The sequence below is a fragment of the Streptomyces panaciradicis genome (genome assembly GCF_023516615.1).
Classification (GTDB): domain Bacteria; phylum Actinomycetota; class Actinomycetes; order Streptomycetales; family Streptomycetaceae; genus Streptomyces; species Streptomyces panaciradicis.
Map to the genome: position 1 here is coordinate 78,959 of NZ_JAMGBF010000067.1, position 20,493 is coordinate 99,451.

A 20,493-nucleotide genomic window follows, 5' to 3' on the forward strand; every position below is an offset into this window, starting at 1 on the left:
GTCAGGTGCGGCTGGTACTACTGGTGTATGCAGGAAGAGATCGCGCGGTCCGCCATCGACACGTTCATCTCGGCGTTCAACGCCTCCAGCGACGCCTATGTGACCGGGCTGCTCGCCCAGGCCCTGACCTCGGACGTGGTGTTCTGGGGGCCGCTGGGCCGCAGCGAGGGGATCGAGTCGGTCGAGCGGTTCGTGACGGACCTGCGGCGCCACCCGGCGGGCACCGGCACGATGGTGCGGTGCTCGACGGTGGACATGCCCGGCGAGTGGGCCCGGTACCAGTGGGTGTTCACCACGCCCGACGGTGGCCCCCGCCTGGCGGGAACGGACGTCGTGCATCTGCGGCGCAACCTCATCGACCAGGTCATCGTGTTCGCCGGGGAGATCGACGCGTCCGGCGGACCGGAGCGCTGAACGCTCCGCGGAGAGATCACCCCGTCCGCCGGACCGAAACGCTGAAGCCCCGCGCGAGGTATCGCGATGCGCCACCGGTCCGAAGCGCTGAAGCCCCGCGGAGAGATCACCCCGTCCGCCGGACCGAAACGCTGAAGCCCCGCGCGAGGTATCGCGATGCGCCACCGGTCCGAAGCGCTGAAGCCCCGCGGAGAGATCACCCCGTCCGCCGGACCGAAACGCTGAACGCTCCGCGGGAGGTATCGCGATGCGCCACCGGTCCGAAGCGCTGAAGCCCCGCGGAGAGATCGGCCCGTCCGCCCGACCGGAGCGCTGAAGCCCCGCGGGGAGCACCGCGATGCGTCGCCCGGGCGTCCGCCGCGCCGTCGTGGATCAGCCGCGCCGGAACAGCCGGCGCGCCCCGAACAGCAGTGCCGCCGCGACGACCACGGCGACGGCGCCGATCTTGAGGTTGCCGCCCGAGCTGCCGCCGTCGCTGCCGGAGGCGCTCGAACTGCCGCCGCCGGAGGGGGTCTTGGTGGCGCCGCCGGGGGCGTCCTGCGCCTGCACGGGACTGTCGGCGCCCTCACTGCCGTACATCAGCCGGGTGCCGTCGGCCGAGTAGCTGACGGACTCCCCCTGCCGCTGCAACGGCACGTCCAGCCGGCCCTTGCGCTTGATCTTGCCGCCGTTCCAGTCGTAGTAGATGCCGCCGAAGTAGCCGCGCACGGCGAGCTGTTCGCCGTTCGGCGAGAGGGCGGCGTCCGTGGCCCAGAGGTCGACGGTGGCGACGGGACGGAAGTAGTTGGTGCCGGAGGCGGAGAGATGGGCCGGGCCCTCGAAGAGGTGCCCGCCGTTCTCGTTCTTGTCGATGATGAACACGCGCCCGGTCTTCGGATCGACGACCAGCGACTCGGCGTCGCGGGCGCCGTCCGTGTACTTGACGACGTACTGCGTGGCCCGCACGGTCTGGTCGACCAGCTTCTTCGGCTCGGGCAGCCGGTAGATCCACACGTAGGGCCACTTGCCGCCGAGGTTGTCGCCGATGTCGCCGACGTAGATCTGGTCGTCCGGACCGATGGAGATGGCCTCGACGTCGCGCGGCGAGCCGATGCCGCTGAGGGCGACGCGGGCGACCGTCCTGCCGGTGGCGCTGTCGACCGCGTAGATGTACGGCCCGTCGCTGCTGTCGTTGTGGGTCCAGTAGACACCGGGGTGCCGGTGGGAGGCGGCGAGTCCGCTGGACTCGGTGATCCGGGGGTCGGAGATCGTGAACCCCTTGTCCCCCTTGCCGCCGGCGGCGGAGGCGGGCACGGCGAAGGCACCCACGAGCAGGACCCCGGCGAGGAGAGCGAACGGTCGGCGCATGGGCCAAGCCTGCCATCCCCGCCCGGGGTTCACGGGACGGGCCGGCCACCGCGGCGACAGGTGGCGGGCCTCACACCCCGGCCGTCCCATTGATCCCACCGGCATCGTCCATCATGAGCGGATGCTTAGGTTCATGCCGGTCGGTGACTCCATGACGATCGGGAGCGCGGGGGAGCACACCTGGCGTTACCGCATGTGGGAGCACCTGCGCGACACCCACGGCGGCCCCTTCGCCCTCGTCGGGCCCCGCGAGACGCTGTACGACAAGGCAGCCGACGCCCCGACGTCGTACGCGTACGCCGACCCCGACTTCCCGCGCGCCCACCTGGCCGGCTGGGGCGAGGGCTGGCTGCACATGGCGCCGCTGATCGCCGAGGCGGTGCGCGCCCAGCGCGCGGACGTGCTGCTGGTCTCGCTGGGCCTGATCGACCTGGGCTTCTACACCAACGCCGAGCAGACGGCGGAGAACGTGCGCCGCTTCGTGGCCGAGGCCCGCACGGCGAACCCGCGCGTCCGGATCGCCGTACTGCCGGTGATCCCGAACGTCCGCGCCGCCGAGGACGCGCCCTTCGCCGCCCAGGTGACCCTCTTCAACGAACTCCTCGCCAAGGCGGCCGCCGACCTGGACGAACCCCGCTCCCCCCTCCTGCTGGCCTCACCCCCGCCGTCGTACGACATCCACCTCGACACCTACGACGGCACCCACCCGAACGCGAGCGGCGAGCACAAGATCGCGGCGGCGTTCGCGGACGCCCTGCACCAGGCGTGGGGGGTCGGGGAGCCGTACCAGGGCTGACCTCCGGCACCGCCGCGATCGGGCGTTTGTTCCCCTCCGCGTGACCCGGTCACCGTGCGTATCGTTGTACCGCGCGGCTGTACCTGTCCGTGGGGCAGCCGGGGAGGAGCGCCACGATGACCGTCCTTGAAGACAGGATCGAGATGGCCGACGACGGCGGCGAGCTGACTCTGGACCAGTTGTTCGAGTCTCTTGAGCGGACCACCCCCGAGGGCTACAAGGTCGAGATCGTCGAGGGCGGCATCTTCATGACGCCGCAGCGGGACACGCACTGGGAGATCATCGCCGACATCGTCGAGCAACTGCGCACCAAGTACCCGCGAAGGCGCGTGAAGTCCGACGTCCGGATCGACTACCCGGGGCACCTCAACGGCTTCGCCACCGATGTGACCCTCGTGTCCGAGGACGCCGAGAAGGACGAGAAGGGTCTTTGGAGCTACCAGGACGTCGAGTTCGTCGCTGAGGTCATCTCGAGGGGCACGGCGCACAACGACTACGAGCCCAAGAAGACCGCCTACGCCGTCGCCGAAGTCCCGGTCTACCTCATCGCCGATCCCTACCAGGGCAAGTGCCACTTGTTCACCCAGCCCAAGGACGGCGACTACGTCTCGGAGACGACCGTCAGCTTCGGAGGGGACGTCGACCTCACCGTCACGGATCTCGGCCTCACGCTCAAGACGGATGAGTTCCCCCGCGGCTGACTGACACAATCCGGCACATGGCGATCATCCACAACACCACCGTCAAGCCGACCAAGTTGGAACTGCTCGCCCCCTGGCTGCCCACGAGGCCGTGGTACGCCGGTTCCGGCACACCGGAGTTGACCAGAGCCGGCGGGTTCCGGCTGGACGACCCGGAAGGCGAGGTCGGGATCGAGTTCATGGTGGCCGTCGACACCTCCGGCCCCGGACCGGTCGCCTACCACGTGCCCCTCACCTACCGCGGCGCCCCGCTCCCCGGCGCCGAACACGCTCTGATCGGCACCATGGAGCACGGTGTCCTCGGCCCACGCTGGGCCTACGACGGCTGCCACGACCCGGTGCTGTACACCGAACTCCTCGCCCTGATCGAGGGCCGTGCCCCGGCCATGGCCCAGAGCATCACGGACACCGCCGACCACGAGGTGGCCCGCTCCTACGCGGGCACCGGCCTGGGCGCACCGTCCTGGCCGGTCGACGTCACCGACGACGAGCAAGGCACCGTGCTCCCCGCGCCGGGCGGCACGACCCTCCGCGTCCACCGCGTCCTCGACCCGACCGCCCCGGACACCCGCCCGGCGCACGCGATCGGCCATGTCACCGGCGCCTGGCAGTCCCCCGACGCCCCCGAAGGCACCCGCGCACGCGCGCTGTTCGCCGCCCTCCACGGCCCGAGCGCCGGGTAGGGCGAACCCCCCGCCCGGGCCGGTGGCCCTCCCCAGTGCCCGGGCGGCCCCGCGTGCGGCAGGGTGACCGGCAGCCGTACGAAACCCGGGGGAACCCCTTGTCCAGTCCAGCCGCCACGCCCGTCCCCGCCCACGGGCGCCTGCTCGCCCTGCTCGCCACGCTCGCCGCGGCCCTGGTCCCCGCCCTCCTCCTCGCCCCGCACGCCCTGGCGGCGAACGGCTCGCAGGACGGCCTCGCGGACCAGCGCCACCTCGTCGACGCCGTCGGCGACGGTTTCGTCGGGTACTGGCACGCGGGCGACCGCCGTCTCTCCCCGGACATGCGGCAACTCGTCGACTACTGGTTCCGCTTCCACGTCGCCAAGGCCGTGATCGCCGCGCTCCTGCTGCTCGTGCTCACCGCACTCGGCGTCCTGCTGTGGCGGGCTTACGCCCGGTCCGGCGGCCCCGGTACGGCACGGAGGGCGGCGCTCGCCGCGGCGGGCACGTGCGTCGCGGCCCTCTCCCTGCTCTCCCTGCTCGTCGTGATGGCCAACGTCCAGGGCGCGGCGGCCCCCTTCACCTCGCTGCTGTCGATGCTGCCCGTCGGCACACCGGGCCACGGCGCCCTCGCCGACACCCTCGACCAGGTCCGACAGCGCCTGACGGACGCCTCGCACCCGGGCGGCGCCCCGGCCCCACCCGCCCTCGCGACGATGATCAGCGACAACTCCCGCTACCACGCCACCCTCGCGGTGACCGCCGGTGTCGTCGCGACGGTCTTCGCCGGCATGAGTGTCGCCCTGTGGCGGCGGTTCGCGAGGACGGGAACGCCGCAGCGGCGGCCACGGCGCGTACTGGGATCGTTCGGCGCGCTCTCCGGGGTGGCCTCGCTTGCCCTGGTCGTCCTCGCCGTGGCCAACACGACCACCGCGACGGACTCAGCGCGTGGTCTGCTGATCTTCTTCAACGGCGGCTGACGATCGGGTGCGCCGACACGATCCGTGACAGCAGCTCCCCGTCGACGAAGGGCCTTTCCCTCGACGGCACCGACCGCCAGCCGAGCGGCCAGGTGACGCCGGTCAGCGCCGGGACGCCCACATAGGCGAGGCAGCCGTGACCGCGCGTCAACGCCCGTGCGCCGGGCGGCCAGTGGTGCGCCGACGCGGTTTGCGGGGGCAACAGGAAGTACATGTTGCGGTCGCCCGCGAACTCCTGCACGACCGGTCCCGCGTCGAAGCCGGTCGCCGCCATCAGCTCCGCCGCGACGCGTTCCCCCACAGCTCCCTTGACGCGTACGGCGTCGAAATGGATGCCCGCATGACGGAGGGCGTGGCCGGAGGCGGGGACCCAGAGCGGGATCCAGGGGGCGGAGATTCTCTCGTTCATGACGCAAATGGTTCCGCCCCCTCACATACTGTGACCAGAGCTGCGGAACGTCCGTGCAGCGCTGTGCACTTGGGGAGGCAGTTGTGCACTCGGGTGAACGTGGATCGAAGTCATTCGGGGCGTTGTTGCGGTTCTTCCGCGAGCGCGCCGGAATCACGCAGGAAGCCCTGGGCAACCAGGTCGGATACTCCAAGTCGCAGGTGGCGATGGTGGAGCGCGGGGAGCGTTTTCCGAGGGGACAGTTCGTCGAGAGCGCGGACGAGGCAGTCGGTGCACAAGGTGCACTGCTGGTGGTGGCGGACAAGGAGTTCAGGACGAGCGGGCTGCCCCCGTGGACCGAGGATTACCTCGCGGAGGAGCGCAGGGCTCTGGGCCTGCACGTGTACCAGACCCAGTTGGTCCCCGGTTCACTCCAAACCGAGTCATACGCACGCGCCGTCTACGCGTCCAACCGCTGTCCGACCCTGGACGACGAAGAGATCGACCGGCGCGTGGCCTCCCGGATGGAACGTCAGCAACTCTTCGAGCGCAAGCCGACTCCCAGCATCAGCTACGTGCTGGAAGAGAGCGCCTTGACCCGCCCCCTGGGCGGCGCGGCCACGCTCAAGGAGCAACTGCACCACATCCTCGCGATCAGCGAACTGCGCCATGTCGAGATTCAGGTCATGCCACACCACCGGGAGGTGCACGCCGGACTGACCGGCAGCATGATCCTTCTGGAGACGGACGAACGAGACCATCTCGCCTACATCGAAGGCCCGAGCGGCGGTTACTTCGTCAGCGAACGGCCGGACGTGGGAGACCTGTTCGGTAAATATGGCATTCTGCGGGCGCAGGCTCTCACCCCCGAGGAGTCCGCGCAGCTGATGGAAAGGGTGGCGCAGGAGCTATGAGCACGAACCTCGTCTGGTTCAAGAGCAGCTACAGCAGCGGCGAAGGCGAATGCCTGGAAATAGCCCGCACCCCCACCACCCTCCACATCCGCGACTCCAAGTCGCCGGAAGTCCGCCCCCTCCAGGTCGCCCCGCTCGCCTGGACGCGGTTCCTCGGCTCGCTGGTGTCCGCTACACGGGGATGATCTCCGGCCACCACGGGGGCACGTTCCCCGGGCACACCGGCGCCGGGTAGGAGTCGAGGACGCCGATCCACGCGATCAGCCCCCAGACCAGCGCCACGCTCACGCAGACGGCGACGGCACAGGCGCTCGCGCGGCGCTCCGCGCCGAGGAGCCGCAGGACGGTGCTCCAGAGCGCGGCGAAGCCGCCCCACAGCACGGGGAAGCCGAGGAGCAGGATCATCCCGTTCGCGGACGTGTTGCCGACGTCGCAGGCACGCCAGGTGGCGCCGACGGCCCACACCGTCACCCCGGCCGCGGCTCCCCCGGCCCCCAGCGGCAGCAGCAACCCGGCACCGTGGACAGCAGCTCTCACGACATCCCCCTCATGACGGACCGGAACCTCCTTGCCTAGAGTGCACTCCACGCCGTTGGCTAGGTGGTCATGGAGTACACGCAGCTCGGACGCACGGGACTCAAGGTAAGCCGACTCGTCCTCGGCACCATGAACTTCGGACCGCAGACGAACGAGGCCGACAGCCACGCGATCATGGACGCGGCGCTGGACGCCAGGCATCAACTTCTTCGACACCGCCAACCGGCAATTTTGACGCCAGATTCCGCAGCAACGCATCGCTGACGCTCACCGCTACTGCGGACCCCGAGCGGAAATGACGAAGCCGCCGCCTCCCACTCGCCTCGAACGCAAGCAGAAGGCGACGACTCCGCCACAGCCCCGCTACCTCACCATGCGAAGGCTTCGGGAGACGGTCCGGGACCGGGGAAGATCTCGTCCAGAGACGTCAGCAGTTCCTCGCTCAACTCCAGCTGTAGGGCGCGCAGCGCCGAGTCCAGCTGCTCCTGCGTGCGAGGGCCGACGATCGGGCCGGTGACGCCGGGGCGGGTCAGCAGCCAGGCCAGTGCCGCCTCACCAGGCTCCAGGCCGTGCTTGTCGAGGAGGTTCTCGTACGCCTGGATCTGCTCGCGTGTCTTGGTGTCCTTGAGCGCGTCGGCAGCGCGGCCGCTCGCCCGGCGCCCCTGTGTGGCCTCCTTCTTGAGGACGCCGCCGAGCAGTCCTCCGTGCAGCGGAGACCAGGGGATGACACCGAGACCGTAGTCCTGCGCGGCCGGGATGACCTCCATCTCGGCGCGGCGCTCAGCGAGGTTGTAGAGGCACTGCTCGCTGACCAGGCCCATGCGGCCATGCCGGGCGGCGGTCTCGTTGGCCTGGGCGATCTTGTAGCCGGGGAAGTTGGACGACCCCGCGTAGAGGATCTTGCCCTGCTGGACCAGGACGTCGATCGCCTGCCAGATCTCCTCGAACGGCGTCGACCGGTCGATGTGATGGAACTGGTAGATGTCGATGTAGTCGGTCTGCAGCCGCTTGAGGGAGGCGTCGACGGCCCGTCGGATGTTCACCGCGGAGAGCTTGTCGTGGTTGGGCCAGACGTCCCCGTCGCCCGCCATGTTCCCGTACACCTTGGTGGCGAGGACGACCTTGTCGCGCCGCCCGCCACCCTGGGCGAACCAAGTTCCGATGATTTCCTCGGTGCGGCCCTTGTTCTCACCCCACCCATAGACGTTGGCCGTATCCAGAAAGTTCAGACCCGCGTCGAGAGCGGCGTCCATGATGCCGTGGCTGGTTGATTCGTCTGTCTGCGGACCGAAGTTCATCGTGCCGAGAACGAGTCGGCTGACCTTGAGTCCGGTGCGTCCGAGCTGGGTGTACTTCATGGGCCACAAGCCAACTGCTTCGAGTCCGCTCCAGGCAAGGGCATCAGGTTCCGCCGTCAGGAGTCGTCTCCGAGGTGCCGGTACAGCGTGGCCCGGGAGACGCCCAGAGCCTTGGCGATGGCACTGACGCTCTCTCCCTTCACCCGCAAGTGAGGACAAGAGGGTGGCCAGCTTCCCAGGGTCGAAGGCTGCGTGCTCGTGACGGTCGGCCCATCCGATGGCGGCGAAGTGGACACGGTAGGCCAGCGGGTGTAGCGGGTCCTGCGCCTTGCGCTGGTATTCGCGCTGGGAGACTCCGCCCCACAGGCGGTCATGACCGAAGCTGATGGCCACTGGCTCGCGGCTCCTTCCTGTGAGGCGCACGAGGGTGCGCCTCACGACCCCGCCGGACGGCGGGACATGTGTCTCCCTTCTTCGCGGGGGTGCCGTGCGGGAGGCACGGCGCTTCACAGGTTGGGCGCCCAGGGCATCGGGCCTGGACCCTGTCTCTTGCGGTCGGGAGCGACGGCGGCGAACTGCCGGGCATCCTGCAAACGCGCAGGAGGGCCCCGACCACAGGGCCCTCCTCGTCGCATGCAGTTGTCGGTCAGCCTTCGCTGTGGACCGCCGCCATGTTGCGCAGACGCTGCTTGAAGTCCATGGGGATCAGAACCTGAACCCTCCCGACTGGGTGTTGCCACATCCCGTCATGGCCATCGGGAGCCATGAGCTGCGCGGCGGTCATCCCGGGAATCGGCTCGGCATGGATGATGGCCTTGACCCCTGCGGCGCGTAGCTCCCTGCCCTTTTCGTGCTGGGTCGACAACGTGCTCCACCGTTCCCGGTAGGTCTCTCCTGTCGGGATCTCCTCCCAGGTGTCCGGGCGCGTGGGCTGCGCGATGAGCTGTTCACGTCGCGCGTCCAACCGCTTGTACGCCTCCCGGTACTCCTGCTTGCCCAGCTCACTGGAGTAGAGGCCCGCCTCGCGGTCCTCCCTCAGGTCCGAGAGGGCGCGGTTCACTTCCTCGATGTCGCGCGTGTAGTCCACGCCCGGCCGGAAGACCTTCCGGACGATCTCGACGTCCCCGGCAGCGAGGAGGAACGCTTTCCCCACGGCGTCCTCCAGCGTGTGCGCCGCGATGCCCTTGCTTCCGGTCAGACACGGCTTGTGCGTGGTACGGGAGGCGCAGCGGTAGTAGGGCCAGTTACGGCCAGGGGCGAGATACGCCGGCTCCCCACATGTGCAGAACGCGACCTGGAGCAAGGGCGACCCACCCTTGCGGTTGCCGTTGCGTTTGCTGGTGTTCTCGTCCAGCTTCTTGTTGGCCAGCTCCCACTCCTCGTGCGTGATCAGAGGCTCCGCGCGCTGGAGGGGCTGACCGTCCGCGTCCCGGACGACCCGGCGTCGTGTCGTCTTCTCCCCGTCGACCATCACCTCCTCGGACACCTCCATCTGCCCCAGGATGCAGCGGGAACGTACGACCTTGGCCGTGTTCGCGGCGGTCCAGCGGCTTCCCTTCGGGGTCTTGCCGTTACGGATCATCTGGGCGTCGAGTGACGTCGGGGTCTTCGACACGTCCTCGTTGAGCCACTGCGCGATGCTGTTCGCCGACTCGCCCGCGATGAGACGGCGGACGATCTCACGGAGCGTCCCGGCCGTGTCGGTCCCGTAGTCGTCCGGGACGAGCTTCCATCCGTCGCCGGTCTCCTGTTTCTCCTCCCGGTAACCGTATGGAGTGCGGCCGCCGCGCCAGCGCCCCTCCTTCACCAGGTGGTTGTACGAGGACTTGGCCCGCGCCTTGATGGCTTCGAGCTCCCCTTCCGCGAAGGACGCGATCAGGCTGAGGAGGAGCTTCCCCATCTGCGTGTTGAGGTTGATCCCGTCCTCGACGGTGGCGACCTCCTTGCCGTTCTTCTCGCACCACTCCAGGAGGGCGTGCACGTGGAGCACGCGTCGCGAGAGACGGTCGATCTTCAGCGCGCAGATGATGTCGTACTCGTCGGCGCGCGACTCCTCCACCGCGATCCGGTGCTCGATCGCGCTGACCTCCTTCCCGATGGTCGAGGGAAGCCACTTGCCGAACTCCGGACGCTTCCACGGCTCTACCCCGCCGGACACGTCGATGTCCTCGACCCACCCCACGACGACGTGCCCCTCCTGATCGGCCCATCGCTGGATGGACCGACGCTGACGCTCCGGCGATGTGGTCTCGTCCGACACCCTCGACAGACGGATCACACCCAGAACTCTCGCCATGCTCGTTCTCCCTCTCCCCTGTGTCACGCATCGCGCACAAGGGGTGACGGTATGCGGTTCGGATCATGGCGTTAAAATTGATCTTTGAACACCGCGAACGTGTACGGCTGGGGTGAGAACAAGGGCCGTACCGAGGAGATCATCGGCAACTGGTTCGCCCAGGGCGGCGACCGGCGCGACAAGGTCGTCCTCGCCACCAAGGTGTACGGCAACATGGCCGCCGACGGCGACGCCTGGCCCAACCACGACAAGCTGTCCGCCGTGAACATCCGGCGGGCCGTGGACGCCAGCCTCAAGCGGCTGCAGACCGACCACATCGACGTCTACCAGTTCCACCACGTCGACCGCGCCACCCCCTTCGAGGAGATCTGGCAGGCGATCGACACCCTGATCACGCAGGGCAAGATCCTCTACGTCGGGTCGTCCAACTTCCCCGGCTACAAGATCGCCCAGGCCAACGAGATCGCCGCCCGCCGCGGCGGCACCATCGGCCTCGTCAGCGAGCAGTGCCTCTACAACCTCGCCGAGCGCCGCGCCGAGATGGAGGTCATCCCGGCCGCGCAGGAGTACGGCCTCGGGGTCATCCCCTGGTCGCCGCTGCACGGCGGCCTGCTCGGCGGCGTGATCAAGAAGGAGGTCGAGGGCGGGCGCCGGGCGAGCGGCCGGGCCGCCGACTCCCTCGCCAACACCACCATCCGCGCGCAGATCCAGGCCTACGAGGACCTGCTCGACAAGCACGGCGTCGAGCCGGGCGAGACGGCACTCGCTTGGCTGCTCACCCGCCCGGGCGTGACCGGCCCGATCGTCGGCCCGCGCACGGCCGAACAGCTCGCCTCCGCGGTCCGCGCGACCGAGCTGGAGCTGAGCGAGGAACTGCTGGCCGGCCTCGACGAGGTCTTCCCGGGCCCCGGCCCCTCCCCGGAGGCCTTCGCCTGGTAGGCGTCACCGCTGCGCGGCGGCGGTCGGGGTCACTTGCCGAGCGCCGCCGCCAGCACCACCACGACGAACAACAGCACGAGCACGACGGCCATGATCCGGTTCCGGGTCTTCGGGTCCACGCCCCGAGCCTAACCGGCGCCGCCGAGCGGCCAACGGGCGACCGTCTCGTAGCGGGGCTGCTCGCCCGGCACCCCGGACCTCGGCAGATTGCTGCGCACCAGCACCAGCTCCGCCACCGTCCAGGTGCGGCTGCGGAACTCCTCCAGGGCCGTCAGGTACGGCCGTACGTCCACCGCGTCGCGGCTGCGCGCCACCGACAGGTGCGCCCTGTAGCGCCGGTGCTCCCCCATGTCGACCCCGGCCCTGCGGCCCGCCGCCTCGGCCCGGTCGGCCAGCAGCCGCAGCGCGGCCGTCTCCCCCTCGGCGCCCACCCACAGCGCCCGGCCGTGCCCGAACTGCCCGCCGCCGCGCAGGGCGAGCGGGAACGGCCCGGACCGCCGCGCCGCCCGCTCCAGGCGTTCCGACAGCTCGGGGACGAGGTCGTCGTCGACCTCGCCGTAGAAGGCGAGGGTGAAGTGCCAGCCGGGGCGGCCGGTCCAGCGCAGGCCGTCCGCGCCGGGGAGCCTCCTCAACTCGGCCAGTTCGGCGGCGAGTTCCTCCGCCACTTCCTCTGGAGGCAGCACCGCGGCGAAGAGTCTCATGGGGACCAGCCTGCCACCATGGGGGCATGGAGATCACCATCAGAGACGCCGGGGCGGACGACGTCCCCGTGATACTCGGCATGCTCGACAGCTGCGTGGAGTGGCTGGCCGGGCAGGGGCGGACCGGGCAGTGGGGCACGAAGCCGCTGTCGCAGAGCCCGAGGACGGTGGAGTCGGTCGTCCGGTACATGGAGGAGGGCGCCGCCTACATCGCCGAGGCCGACGGCGAGCCGGCCGCCACCCTCACCCTCACCGACGCGCCCGGCGCCTACCTGTCCCACCTGCCGCCGGTCGGCGAGCCCGAGCGGTACATCCACTGGCTGGCCTCCGACCGCCGCTTCAAGGGCCACGGCGTGGGCGGCGCGCTGCTCGCGCACGCCGCCGAGGTGACCCGGGGCGCGGGCGTCGGCCTGCTGCGGGTCGACTGCTACGCGGGCGGCGACGGCAGGCTCGTCCGCTACTACGAGGACAACGGCTTCACCCGCACCGAGACCTATCTCGGTGCGGGCGACTGGCCGGGGCAGGTGCTGGAGCGGCGCGTGTAGTCCCGGCGGGGCGCCCGTCAGGCGGCGGGCGCCAGCTGCTCCTGTGCCTCCCGCGGCACGAAGCGGACGTGCGGGTGGCCGCGGTTCCAGCCGACCGACAGGCGCAGGTTGCCGACGCGGGCCAGGACGAGGCCGATGACGACCGCCGCGCCCGCGGCGATCGCACCGCCCGCCGCGAGGCCCGCGCGGACGCCGTAGGTGTCGGTGACCCAGCCGGCGATCGGCGCGCCCACCGGGGAACCGCCCATGAACACCATCATGTAGAGGGACATCACCCGGCCGCGCATGGCCGGGTCGGTGCTCATCTGGACGCTGGTGTTGGCGGTGACGTTGACCGTCATGCCGAACATGCCGATCGGGACCATGAACAGGGCGAACAGCCACAGCGAGGGCGCCACCGCGGCCACGATCTCCAGCGTGCCGAAGGCGGCCGCGGCCACGACGAGCACCCGCATCCGGGCGGTGCCGCGGCGGGCCGCGAGCAGGGCGCCGGCCAGCGAGCCGACGGCCATGAGGGTGTTGAAGAGGCTGTAGGAGCCCGCGCCCGCGTGGAAGACGTCGTCGGCGAAGGCCGAGAGGTAGACGGGGAAGTTGAAGCCGAAGGTGCTGACGAACCCGATCAGGACGATCGTCCAGATCAGCTCCGGGCGCCCGGCGACGTAGTGCAGGCCCTCGCGCAGCTGGCCCTTGCCGCGCGGGGCGCGCTCGACGGCGTGCAGCTCGCGCGACCTCATCATGACCAGGCCGGTGAGGGTGGCGATGAACGACAGGCCGTTGAAGAGGAACGCCCAGCCGGTGCCCACGCCGGTGATCATCACACCGGCGACGGCGGGACCGATCAGGCGGGCGGACTGGAAGTTCGCGGAGTTCAGGCTGACCGCGTTCTGCAGCTGGTCCCGGCCGACCATCTCAGTGACGAAGGACTGGCGGGCCGGGTTGTCGACGACCGTGGCGAGGCCGACGAAGAAGGCGGCCAGGTAGACGTGCCAGACCTGGACGTGTCCGGAGAGGGTGAGCACGGCGAGCGCGATACCGCTGAGGCCCATCGCGGACTGCGTGAACAGCAGGGTGCGGCGCTTGGGCAGCCGGTCGACGAGGACGCCGCCGTAGAGGCCGAAGAGCAGCATCGGCAGGAACTGCAGCGCCGTCGTGACGCCGACGGCGGTGGCGGAGCCGGTGAGGCTGAGCACCAGCCAGTCCTGGGCGATGCGCTGCATCCAGGTGCCGATGTTGGAGACGACCTGGCCCAGGAAGAACAGGCGGTAGTTCCTGACCTTCAGGGAGCTGAACATCGAGGACGTGCGGGAGGGGGTAGTGGCGGTCGGTGCGGGGGCGGAAGCTGCTCCGGATCCCGAACTCAAAAGGGTCGCCTCCTTGCGTAGGGCTGCTTACAGGTGTGCGAGCTTCTCCAGTACGGGGGCGGCGGCGCGCAGTGCGGCCCACTCGTCCTCGTCCAGGCCCGCGACCAGATCGGCCAGGAAGGCGTTCCGCTTGGCGCGGCTCTCCGCGAGCATGGTCTCGGCCTGCTCGGTCTTGGTGACGACCTTCTGGCGCCGGTCCTCGGGGTGCGGCTCCAGCCGGACCAGTCCCTTGGCCTCCAGCAGCGCGACGATGCGGGTCATCGACGGCGGCTGGACGTGCTCCTTGCGGGCGAGTTCGCCCGGGGTGGCCTGTCCGCAGAGGGAGAGGGTGCCCAGCACCGACATCTCGGTGGGGCTGAGCGACTCGTCGACCCGCTGGTGCTTGAGTCGACGGGACAGTCGCATGACGCCTGAGCGAAGCGAGTTCACGGCGGCTACGTCGTCGCCATGGGTGAGGTCCGGCATGTCCTTAGCGTAACTCATTACTCTCGCTAAACAAGCTGACGTACCGGAGGATTCCCGTGAATCCGGCCACTCAACCGAACCATCACCCTTACGGGTGACGACGACGCGGAAAGTGAACGCCGCGCCGCACCCGCCAGCGACCCTCGTCCTCATGGGGACCAGCGTGCTCAGCCTGCGGATCGACGGAGAGCTGCTCGAACGGCTCCGGGACCGCGCCGCCAAAAGGGGAATGAGCGTCCAGGACTACGTGGTCCGGACGCTCATTCGGGACGACTTCGACGAGCGGTTCCAGACCGCCGTCGAGGAGACGGAGAAGTTCTACGGGGTCACGTGAGCGGTGCTCACGTCAGGCCGAGGGCCGGCATCAGGTAGTAGAAGCCGAACACCGCCGCGACGACGTACATCGCCACCGGGACCTCGCGGCCGCGGCCCGCGGCCAGGCGCAGCAGGGCGAAGGTGAGGAAGCCCATGCCGATGCCGTTGGTGATCGAGTAGGTGAACGGCATCATCACCATCGTCACGAAGGCCGGGATGGCGAGCGTGTAGTCCGCCCAGTCGATCTCCTTGACCGAGCCGGCCAGGATCAGGAAGCCGACCGCGAGCAGGGCCGGGGTGGCCGCCTGGGACGGGACCATGGTGGCCACGGGGGTCAGGAACAGCGCGACGGCGAACAGCGCGCCGGTGACGACGTTCGCGAAGCCGGTGCGGGCGCCCTCGCCGACGCCGGCCGTGGACTCCACGAAGCAGGTGGTGGCGGAGGAGGAGCTGGCGCCGCCCGCGGCGACGGCGATGCCGTCGACGAACAGGACCTTGTTGATGCCCGGCATCTCGCCGTTGGCATTGGTCAGCTTCGCCTCGTCGCTGACGCCCATGATCGTGCCCATGGCGTCGAAGAAGCACGACAGCAGGACCGTGAAGACGAAGAGGATTCCGGTCAGTACGCCGACCTTGGAGAAGCCGCCGAACAGGCTGACCTTGCCGATCAGGCCGAAGTCGGGGGTGGCGACCGGGTTGCCGGGCCACTTGGGCGTGGTCAGACCCCAGGACGGCACCTTCGCGACCGCTTCGATGACCACGGCCAGGACCGTCATCGCCACGATCGAGATCAGGATCGCGCCGGGGACCTTGCGCACGATGAGCGCCAGGGTGAGCAGCGCGCCCAGGATGAAGACCAGCACCGGCCAGCCGTTGAGGTGACCGTCGGCGCCGAGCTGGAGCGGGACGGTGGTCTGGGCGGCGTCCGGGATGCGGGAGACGAAACCGGAGTCGACCAGCCCGATCAGCATGATGAACAGGCCGATACCGATGGAGATCGCCTTGCGCAGGCTGTAGGGGACGGCGTTCATCACGCGCTCGCGCAGGCCTGTGGCGACCAGCAGCATCACCACGAGACCGGCCAGGACGACCATGCCCATGGCGTCCGGCCACGACATCCGGGGCGCCAGCTGGAGCGCGACGACCGAGTTCACGCCGAGGCCGGCGGCCAGCGCGATGGGCACGTTGCCGATGACGCCCATCAGCAGGGTGGTGAAGGCCGCGGTCACGGCGGTGGCGGTGACCAGCTGGCCGTTGTCCAGGTGGTGCCCGTACATGTCCTTCGCGCTGCCGAGGATGATCGGGTTCAGCACGATGATGTAGGCCATCGCGAAGAAGGTGGCGAAGCCGCCGCGGACCTCACGGGCGAGGGTGCTGCCCCGCTCGGAGATCTTGAAGTAGCGGTCGATCGCACCCGACGCGGGGGTGTCCCCCGGCTGCTGCGGGGCGCTGGCCTTGGCGGGAGCCGAGGTGGGCATTGGATGTTCCTACGAGCAGAAGTGGACAGACGGAAACCGTTTCAGTATGAACATATGAATCCCGTAAACGCTATCTCCGCGCGTAGACCCCCGCTCACCCCGCCCGACTCCTGCCGCGCCCCGCCGCCTCGTAAGCTGTGCCCATGGCGAAGTGGACCCCCAAGCACGAGGCGCCGGAGCCCCTGGAGGGGCCCGTCGTCCCGGTCATCACCGGCGGCACGATCCTCTGGTTCGTCCTCTTCCTCGTCCAGCTCCCCTTCTACGGCTGGTTCGACGACCACGGGCACACGTGGTGGCTGTGGACGTGTCTGGCCGGGGGCGTCCTCGGCCTGTACGGCGTCTACTTCGTCAGGAAGCGGGACGCGGCGATCAAGCGGTCGGCCGGCGCGGAGCCGGAGGCGGCCGAGTAGGCCGTACACCCACCGCACGACGTCGCTCCTCCCCAGGTCGGATCTTCCGGGCACTCGGCGGGTGAAGCCGTAGATCCGCACGTACCGTCGAATGCATGACCCACATCGACGCGGGCGCCGAGCTCGACCCGGTGCACCCGCCCGGCACGCCGGCGGCGGCACGCGGCCTGAGCGCGGCCGAGGTCGCGGAGCGGGTGTCCCGGGGGCAGGTCAACGACGTACCGGTGCGCAGCAGCCGGTCGATAGGCGAGATCGTCCGGGCGAACGTGTTCACCCGGTTCAACGCGATCATCGGCGTGCTCTGGCTGATCATGCTGTTCGTCGCGCCGTTCCAGGACAGCCTGTTCGGGTACGTGATCCTCGCCAACACCGGCATCGGGATCATCCAGGAGTGGCGGGCGAAACGGACCCTGGACTCGCTCGCCGTGATCGGGGAGGCCCGGCCCACGGTGCGGCGCGACGGGGTCGCCGTCCGGGTCGGCACCTCGGAGATCGTGCTGGACGACGTCCTGGAGATCGGGCCCGGGGACAAGGCCGTCGTCGACGGCGTGTGCGTCGAGGCCGACGGGCTGGAGATCGACGAGTCGCTGCTGACCGGCGAGGCCGACCCGGTGGTCAAGGGGCCCGGGGACCAGGTGATGTCGGGCAGTTTCGTGGTCGCCGGCGGTGGCGCGTTCCGGGCCACCAAGGTGGGCCGCGAGGCCTACGCCGCGCAACTGGCCGAGGAGGCCTCCCGCTTCACCCTCGTCCACTCCGAACTGCGCACCGGCATCTCCACGATCCTCAAGTACGTCACCTGGATGATGATCCCGACCGCGATCGGCCTCGTCGTCAGCCAGCTCTTCGTCAAGCAGCACGGCTTCAAGGACTCGGTCGCCCGCACGGTCGGCGGGATCGTGCCCATGGTCCCGGAGGGGCTGGTGCTCCTCACCTCCGTCGCCTTCGCGATCGGCGTCATCCGGCTTGGCCGAAAACAGTGCCTCGTCCAGGAACTCCCGGCCATCGAGGGCCTGGCGCGCATCGACACCGTCTGCCTCGACAAGACCGGCACCCTCACCGAGGGCGGCATGGACGTCACCGAGCTCAGGCCGCTGCAGGGCGCCGACGAGTCCTACGTCCGCAAGGTGCTCGGCGCGCTCGGCGAGGCCGACCCGCGCCCCAACGCCTCCCTCCAGGCCGTCATCGACGCCTACCCGGACGTGGACGACTGGCGCTGCACCGAGGCCCTGCCCTTCTCCTCGGCCCGCAAGTACAGCGGGGCCGCCTTCAGCGAGGGCAACGGCGAGTCCAGCACCTGGCTGCTGGGGGCGCCGGACGTCCTGCTCGCCGACGACGACCCGGCCCTCGCGGAGACCGAGCGGCTCAACGAACAGGGTCTGCGCGTGCTGCTGCTGGCCCGCACCCGGCGCGAGCTGGGCGACCCCGAGCCGGCGCGGGGCGCCCGTCCCACGGCCCTGGTCGTGCTGGAGCAGCGGCTGCGGCCCGACGCGGCCGACACCCTGCGCTACTTCGCCGAGCAGGACGTGCGGGCCAAGGTCATCTCCGGCGACAACGCCGTCTCCGTGGGCGCGGTGGCGGCGAAGCTCGGGCTCGACGGCACGACGGTCGACGCCCGCCGGCTCCCCGCCGACCGCGAGGAGATGGCGGCCCACCTCGACGAGGGCACCGTCTTCGGGCGGGTCACCCCGCAGCAGAAGCGGGACATGGTGGGCGCGCTGCAGTCACGCGGGCACGCCGTGGCCATGACCGGCGACGGCGTGAACGACGTCCTGGCACTGAAGGACGCCGACATCGGGGTGTCGATGGGGTCGGGCTCCGAGGCGACGCGGGCCGTGGCGCAGATCGTGCTGCTCGACAACAGCTTCGCGACCCTGCCCTCGGTGGTGGCGGAGGGCCGGCGGGTCATCGGCAACATCACGCGGGTGGCGACCCTGTTCCTGGTGAAGACGGTCTACTCGGTGCTGCTGGCGATCCTGGTGGTCTGCTGGCAGGTCGAGTACCCGTTCCTGCCCCGTCACCTGACGCTGCTGTCCACCCTGACCATCGGCGTCCCGGCCTTCTTCCTCGCCCTCGCGCCCAACAAGGAGCGGGCGAAACCCCACTTCGTGCGGCGGGTGATGCGGTACTCGGTGCCGGGCGGGGTGGTGGCCGCGATCGCGACCTTCGTCACCTACCTGATCGCCCGTCACCACTACACGGGTGCGGGTCAGTTGGACGCGGAGACCAGCGCGGCGACGCTCACGCTCTTCCTGATCTCCATGTGGGTGCTGGCGATCATCGCCCGTCCCTACACCTGGTGGCGGATCGCGCTGGTCGCCGCGATGGGCGCGGCGTTCCTCCTCGTGCTCGTCGTGCCCTCGCTGCAGCACTTCTTCGCGCTGAAGCTGGTCGGCATGACGATGCCGTGGATCGCGGTCGGCATCGCGGCGGTGGCGGCGGTCGTCCTGGAGTTCCTGTGGAAGTGGGTCGACCGCCGCTTTCCCGCCTAGCGGGCGCGTGCCGGGGTTACTTCACGTCGACGTAGTCACCGGTGGCCGAGACGGCCGGGGTGGTCGAGGTGCCCTCGAAACGGAAGCGCCAGTAGCCGTCGGACGCCGCGGTGGCGGTGGCCTTCACGTTGCCGTACTTGTCCGAGTACACCGTCTTGACCGTGGTGTAGGTGCTCGTACCGGCCTTGCGGAACTGCAGCTTCACCGGCTGGTTGGTGTAGCCGTGGTAGGCGTTGTCCTCCCAGTTGGCCCGGGAGAGCTTGCCGGTCGAGGTGATCGTCTTGCCCTTGTAGACCGGCTCGGGACCGGCGTTCACCGTCAGCTTGGAGTAGCGCTGGACCAGCGTGGAGCCCAGGCCGCCCTGCAGGGAGTAGTCGCCGGTGCTGTACTGCAGCGCGAGCGCGCCGGCCGACCACGTGCCCGCGTCGGCATTCATCAGGTCGCCGTCGGCCGGGTAGATGTCGACCTTGCCCGAGCAGGTGGCGGTGGTGTCGGTGACCGCGGTGCAGGTCGCCGGGTCCACGCCGCCGAGCATGTTGGTCGGGTTGTCGAGCGTGCCCTTGTAGATGACCGGACCGCTGTCGAAGTCGGACGACGAGAGGTCGTAGTTCGCCCCGTGGGTCAGCGTGTAGGTGACCGTGGTGCTGACGTGGTTCGTGGTGCCGACCTTGATCGCGGAGGCGATCTTGAGGTCGGAGAAGGTGACGCCGAGGTCGGCCGCCGTGGTGGCGGTGGTGGCGCCGAACGTCGTCCTGCCGTGCGCGGCGAGGATCTTCGCGGCTTCCGCCTGGTACGAGGTGGCGGAGCCGGCGGCCTGCGAAGCCGGCGCGGCGAAGGCGGTGAGGGCCAGGGCGCCGGAGACGGCGGCCACAGTGGCACGTATACGCATGTGTTCCCCAGTTGGAGAAAGTGATCGTGGAGCCTGTTGGCTCACGGGATCAGATCCGTGACGGATGTGGGGGGTTGTACGCGTGGGGCGGATCTTTGTCCGGGGATTGCGAACTCATTGCGAATCCCGGATGAAGTCCGCCCCAACGCGCCTGCTTCGTGCCTGCTTCAGGACTACTTCACGTCGACGTAGTCACCGGCGGCGCTGACCGCCGGGGTGGTCGAGGTGCCGGCGAAGGAGTACCGGAAGTAACCGTCGACCGTGGCCTTCGTCGTCGTCTTGAGGTTGCCGGTCGAGTCCGAGGTGATGGTCTTCAGCGTCGTGTAGGTGCTGGAGCCCTTCTTGCGGAACTGCAGCTTCACCGGCTGGTTGGTGTAGCCGTGGTACGCGAAGTCCTCCCAGTTGGCGCGGGAGAGCTTGCCGGTGACCGTGATGGTCTTGCCCTTGGTGACCGGCTCCGGCGAGGCGTTGACCGTCAGCTTCGAGTAGCGCTGGAGCTTGGTCGTGCCGAGGTTGTCCTGGGACGCGAAGCCGACCTTGCTGTAGTCGATGTCGTCGGACATCGGGT

At 69.6% G+C, this 20,493-nt stretch carries 23 protein-coding genes and 2 pseudogenes; 13 read left to right on the forward strand and 12 right to left on the reverse strand.

The window, feature by feature from the left end:
• Window positions 1-27 precede the first annotated feature (27 nt).
• The gene (locus tag M8J74_RS22510) at window positions 28-414 is read left to right on the forward strand and encodes a nuclear transport factor 2 family protein (protein WP_249838173.1); all 387 of its coding nucleotides are present in this window, start codon (window positions 28-30) and stop codon (window positions 412-414) included.
• Window positions 415-786: 372 nt separating this feature from the next.
• Here M8J74_RS22510 and M8J74_RS22515 read toward each other — a convergent pair whose 3' ends face one another.
• On the reverse strand, window positions 787-1,761 hold the full coding sequence (locus tag M8J74_RS22515; RefSeq protein ID WP_249838174.1) for a WD40 repeat domain-containing protein: 975 nt from the start codon (window positions 1,759-1,761) through the stop codon (window positions 787-789).
• 121 nt (window positions 1,762-1,882) lie between these two features.
• Here M8J74_RS22515 and M8J74_RS22520 point away from each other — a divergent pair, with 121 nt between their 5' ends.
• The 4 genes from M8J74_RS22520 (at window position 1,883) to M8J74_RS22535 (ending at window position 4,900) form a co-directional block, all read left to right on the forward strand.
• On the forward strand, window positions 1,883-2,557 hold the full coding sequence (locus tag M8J74_RS22520) for a GDSL-type esterase/lipase family protein (RefSeq protein ID WP_249838175.1): 675 nt from the start codon (window positions 1,883-1,885) through the stop codon (window positions 2,555-2,557).
• A gap of 116 nt (window positions 2,558-2,673) precedes the next feature.
• The gene (locus M8J74_RS22525; RefSeq protein WP_249838176.1) at window positions 2,674-3,258 is read left to right on the forward strand and encodes a Uma2 family endonuclease; all 585 of its coding nucleotides are present in this window, start codon (window positions 2,674-2,676) and stop codon (window positions 3,256-3,258) included.
• Window positions 3,259-3,275: 17 nt separating this feature from the next.
• Window positions 3,276-3,941, forward strand: a complete 666-nt coding sequence (locus tag M8J74_RS22530) for a maltokinase N-terminal cap-like domain-containing protein (RefSeq protein WP_249838177.1) — start codon at window positions 3,276-3,278, stop codon at window positions 3,939-3,941.
• 98 nt (window positions 3,942-4,039) lie between these two features.
• A complete protein-coding gene (locus M8J74_RS22535; RefSeq protein WP_249838178.1) occupies window positions 4,040-4,900 on the forward strand; it encodes a hypothetical protein in 861 nt (286 codons plus the stop codon).
• Here the strand turns inward: M8J74_RS22535 and M8J74_RS22540 are convergent.
• Window positions 4,887-5,309, reverse strand: a complete 423-nt coding sequence (locus M8J74_RS22540; protein WP_249838179.1) for a hypothetical protein — start codon at window positions 5,307-5,309, stop codon at window positions 4,887-4,889. The genes M8J74_RS22535 and M8J74_RS22540 overlap by 14 nt on opposite strands.
• 83 nt (window positions 5,310-5,392) lie before the next feature.
• Here M8J74_RS22540 and M8J74_RS22545 point away from each other — a divergent pair, with 83 nt between their 5' ends.
• A complete protein-coding gene (locus tag M8J74_RS22545) occupies window positions 5,393-6,202 on the forward strand; it encodes a helix-turn-helix domain-containing protein (protein ID WP_249838180.1) in 810 nt (269 codons plus the stop codon).
• Window positions 6,199-6,387: a DUF397 domain-containing protein gene (locus M8J74_RS22550; protein WP_249838181.1), complete on the forward strand. Its 189-nt coding sequence runs from the start codon at window positions 6,199-6,201 to the stop codon at window positions 6,385-6,387. Before M8J74_RS22545 ends, M8J74_RS22550 begins: the two co-directional genes overlap by 4 nt.
• On the opposite strand, the gene M8J74_RS22555 is transcribed toward M8J74_RS22550, so the two are convergent.
• Window positions 6,374-6,739: a hypothetical protein gene (locus M8J74_RS22555; RefSeq protein WP_249838182.1), complete on the reverse strand. Its 366-nt coding sequence runs from the start codon at window positions 6,737-6,739 to the stop codon at window positions 6,374-6,376. The genes M8J74_RS22550 and M8J74_RS22555 overlap by 14 nt on opposite strands.
• A 69-nt stretch (window positions 6,740-6,808) precedes the next feature.
• On the opposite strand from M8J74_RS22555, the pseudogene M8J74_RS22560 reads away from it, so the two are divergent.
• A pseudogene (locus tag M8J74_RS22560) lies at window positions 6,809-6,962 on the forward strand (aldo/keto reductase); the annotation flags it as partial.
• 145 nt (window positions 6,963-7,107) lie between these two features.
• Here M8J74_RS22560 and M8J74_RS22565 read toward each other — a convergent pair.
• The 3 genes from M8J74_RS22565 to M8J74_RS22575 all read right to left on the reverse strand — a co-directional run bounded on the left by M8J74_RS22565 (window position 7,108) and on the right by M8J74_RS22575 (window position 10,333).
• Window positions 7,108-8,097, reverse strand: a complete 990-nt coding sequence (locus M8J74_RS22565; RefSeq protein WP_093724609.1) for an aldo/keto reductase — start codon at window positions 8,095-8,097, stop codon at window positions 7,108-7,110.
• A gap of 56 nt (window positions 8,098-8,153) precedes the next feature.
• Window positions 8,154-8,411 carry a helix-turn-helix domain-containing protein gene (locus tag M8J74_RS22570; protein ID WP_249838183.1) on the reverse strand — a complete coding sequence of 86 codons (258 nt, stop codon included), beginning with the start codon at window positions 8,409-8,411 and terminating at the stop codon, window positions 8,154-8,156.
• A 272-nt stretch (window positions 8,412-8,683) separates the two neighbouring features.
• Window positions 8,684-10,333 (reverse strand): recombinase family protein, encoded by a 1,650-nt coding sequence (locus M8J74_RS22575; RefSeq protein WP_249838184.1) that lies wholly within the window; start codon window positions 10,331-10,333, stop codon window positions 8,684-8,686.
• Between the two features lie 84 nt (window positions 10,334-10,417).
• Between M8J74_RS22575 and M8J74_RS22580 the strand changes: the two genes are divergently transcribed.
• Window positions 10,418-11,272 (forward strand): aldo/keto reductase, encoded by an 855-nt coding sequence (locus tag M8J74_RS22580; protein ID WP_249838185.1) that lies wholly within the window; start codon window positions 10,418-10,420, stop codon window positions 11,270-11,272.
• A 128-nt stretch (window positions 11,273-11,400) separates the two neighbouring features.
• On the opposite strand, the gene thpR is transcribed toward M8J74_RS22580, so the two are convergent.
• Window positions 11,401-11,973: an RNA 2',3'-cyclic phosphodiesterase gene (thpR, locus tag M8J74_RS22585; protein ID WP_249838186.1), complete on the reverse strand. Its 573-nt coding sequence runs from the start codon at window positions 11,971-11,973 to the stop codon at window positions 11,401-11,403.
• 26 nt (window positions 11,974-11,999) lie between these two features.
• On the opposite strand from thpR, the gene M8J74_RS22590 reads away from it, so the two are divergent.
• Window positions 12,000-12,518 carry a GNAT family N-acetyltransferase gene (locus tag M8J74_RS22590; RefSeq protein WP_249838187.1) on the forward strand — a complete coding sequence of 173 codons (519 nt, stop codon included), beginning with the start codon at window positions 12,000-12,002 and terminating at the stop codon, window positions 12,516-12,518.
• Between the two features lie 17 nt (window positions 12,519-12,535).
• On the opposite strand, the gene M8J74_RS22595 is transcribed toward M8J74_RS22590, so the two are convergent.
• Together M8J74_RS22595 and M8J74_RS22600 are read right to left on the reverse strand one after the other, a co-directional pair.
• A complete protein-coding gene (locus M8J74_RS22595) occupies window positions 12,536-13,879 on the reverse strand; it encodes an MFS transporter (RefSeq protein WP_372500238.1) in 1,344 nt (447 codons plus the stop codon).
• 27 nt (window positions 13,880-13,906) lie between these two features.
• Window positions 13,907-14,344, reverse strand: a complete 438-nt coding sequence (locus M8J74_RS22600; RefSeq protein WP_058924666.1) for a MarR family winged helix-turn-helix transcriptional regulator — start codon at window positions 14,342-14,344, stop codon at window positions 13,907-13,909.
• Between the two features lie 151 nt (window positions 14,345-14,495).
• On the opposite strand from M8J74_RS22600, the gene M8J74_RS22605 reads away from it, so the two are divergent.
• Window positions 14,496-14,678, forward strand: a complete 183-nt coding sequence (locus M8J74_RS22605; protein WP_058928335.1) for a hypothetical protein — start codon at window positions 14,496-14,498, stop codon at window positions 14,676-14,678.
• A 7-nt stretch (window positions 14,679-14,685) separates the two neighbouring features.
• On the opposite strand, the gene M8J74_RS22610 is transcribed toward M8J74_RS22605, so the two are convergent.
• Entirely contained in the window at window positions 14,686-16,137 is a 1,452-nt protein-coding gene (locus M8J74_RS22610) for an NCS2 family permease (protein WP_249838189.1), read from the reverse strand.
• 143 nt (window positions 16,138-16,280) lie between these two features.
• Here M8J74_RS22610 and M8J74_RS22615 point away from each other — a divergent pair, with 143 nt between their 5' ends.
• Window positions 16,281-16,547: a DUF2530 domain-containing protein gene (locus M8J74_RS22615; protein WP_249838190.1), complete on the forward strand. Its 267-nt coding sequence runs from the start codon at window positions 16,281-16,283 to the stop codon at window positions 16,545-16,547.
• A 95-nt stretch (window positions 16,548-16,642) separates the two neighbouring features.
• On the forward strand, window positions 16,643-19,036 hold the full coding sequence (locus M8J74_RS22620; protein WP_249838191.1) for an HAD-IC family P-type ATPase: 2,394 nt from the start codon (window positions 16,643-16,645) through the stop codon (window positions 19,034-19,036).
• Between the two features lie 16 nt (window positions 19,037-19,052).
• Here M8J74_RS22620 and M8J74_RS22625 read toward each other — a convergent pair whose 3' ends face one another.
• Window positions 19,053-19,925, reverse strand: a complete 873-nt coding sequence (locus tag M8J74_RS22625) for a hypothetical protein (RefSeq protein WP_249838192.1) — start codon at window positions 19,923-19,925, stop codon at window positions 19,053-19,055.
• A gap of 173 nt (window positions 19,926-20,098) precedes the next feature.
• Window positions 20,099-20,493: pseudogene (locus M8J74_RS22630) on the reverse strand (hypothetical protein); the annotation flags it as partial.

Coding starts and splice junctions, on each gene's coding strand:
- M8J74_RS22510 (WP_249838173.1), top strand. CDS start 28: ATGCAGGAAGAGATCGCGCGGTCCGCCATCGACACGTTCATCTCGGCG.
- M8J74_RS22515 (WP_249838174.1), bottom strand. CDS start 1,761: ATGCGCCGACCGTTCGCTCTCCTCGCCGGGGTCCTGCTCGTGGGTGCC.
- M8J74_RS22520 (WP_249838175.1), top strand. CDS start 1,883: ATGCTTAGGTTCATGCCGGTCGGTGACTCCATGACGATCGGGAGCGCG.
- M8J74_RS22525 (WP_249838176.1), top strand. CDS start 2,674: ATGACCGTCCTTGAAGACAGGATCGAGATGGCCGACGACGGCGGCGAG.
- M8J74_RS22530 (WP_249838177.1), top strand. CDS start 3,276: ATGGCGATCATCCACAACACCACCGTCAAGCCGACCAAGTTGGAACTG.
- M8J74_RS22540 (WP_249838179.1), bottom strand. CDS start 5,309: ATGAACGAGAGAATCTCCGCCCCCTGGATCCCGCTCTGGGTCCCCGCC.
- M8J74_RS22550 (WP_249838181.1), top strand. CDS start 6,199: ATGAGCACGAACCTCGTCTGGTTCAAGAGCAGCTACAGCAGCGGCGAA.
- M8J74_RS22565 (WP_093724609.1), bottom strand. CDS start 8,097: ATGAAGTACACCCAGCTCGGACGCACCGGACTCAAGGTCAGCCGACTC.
- M8J74_RS22570 (WP_249838183.1), bottom strand. CDS start 8,411: ATGACCGCCTGTGGGGCGGAGTCTCCCAGCGCGAATACCAGCGCAAGG.
- M8J74_RS22575 (WP_249838184.1), bottom strand. CDS start 10,333: ATGGCGAGAGTTCTGGGTGTGATCCGTCTGTCGAGGGTGTCGGACGAG.
- thpR (WP_249838186.1), bottom strand. CDS start 11,973: ATGAGACTCTTCGCCGCGGTGCTGCCTCCAGAGGAAGTGGCGGAGGAA.
- M8J74_RS22590 (WP_249838187.1), top strand. CDS start 12,000: ATGGAGATCACCATCAGAGACGCCGGGGCGGACGACGTCCCCGTGATA.
- M8J74_RS22600 (WP_058924666.1), bottom strand. CDS start 14,344: ATGCCGGACCTCACCCATGGCGACGACGTAGCCGCCGTGAACTCGCTT.
- M8J74_RS22605 (WP_058928335.1), top strand. CDS start 14,496: ATGGGGACCAGCGTGCTCAGCCTGCGGATCGACGGAGAGCTGCTCGAA.
- M8J74_RS22610 (WP_249838189.1), bottom strand. CDS start 16,137: ATGCCCACCTCGGCTCCCGCCAAGGCCAGCGCCCCGCAGCAGCCGGGG.
- M8J74_RS22615 (WP_249838190.1), top strand. CDS start 16,281: ATGGCGAAGTGGACCCCCAAGCACGAGGCGCCGGAGCCCCTGGAGGGG.
- M8J74_RS22620 (WP_249838191.1), top strand. CDS start 16,643: ATGACCCACATCGACGCGGGCGCCGAGCTCGACCCGGTGCACCCGCCC.
- M8J74_RS22625 (WP_249838192.1), bottom strand. CDS start 19,925: ATGCGTATACGTGCCACTGTGGCCGCCGTCTCCGGCGCCCTGGCCCTC.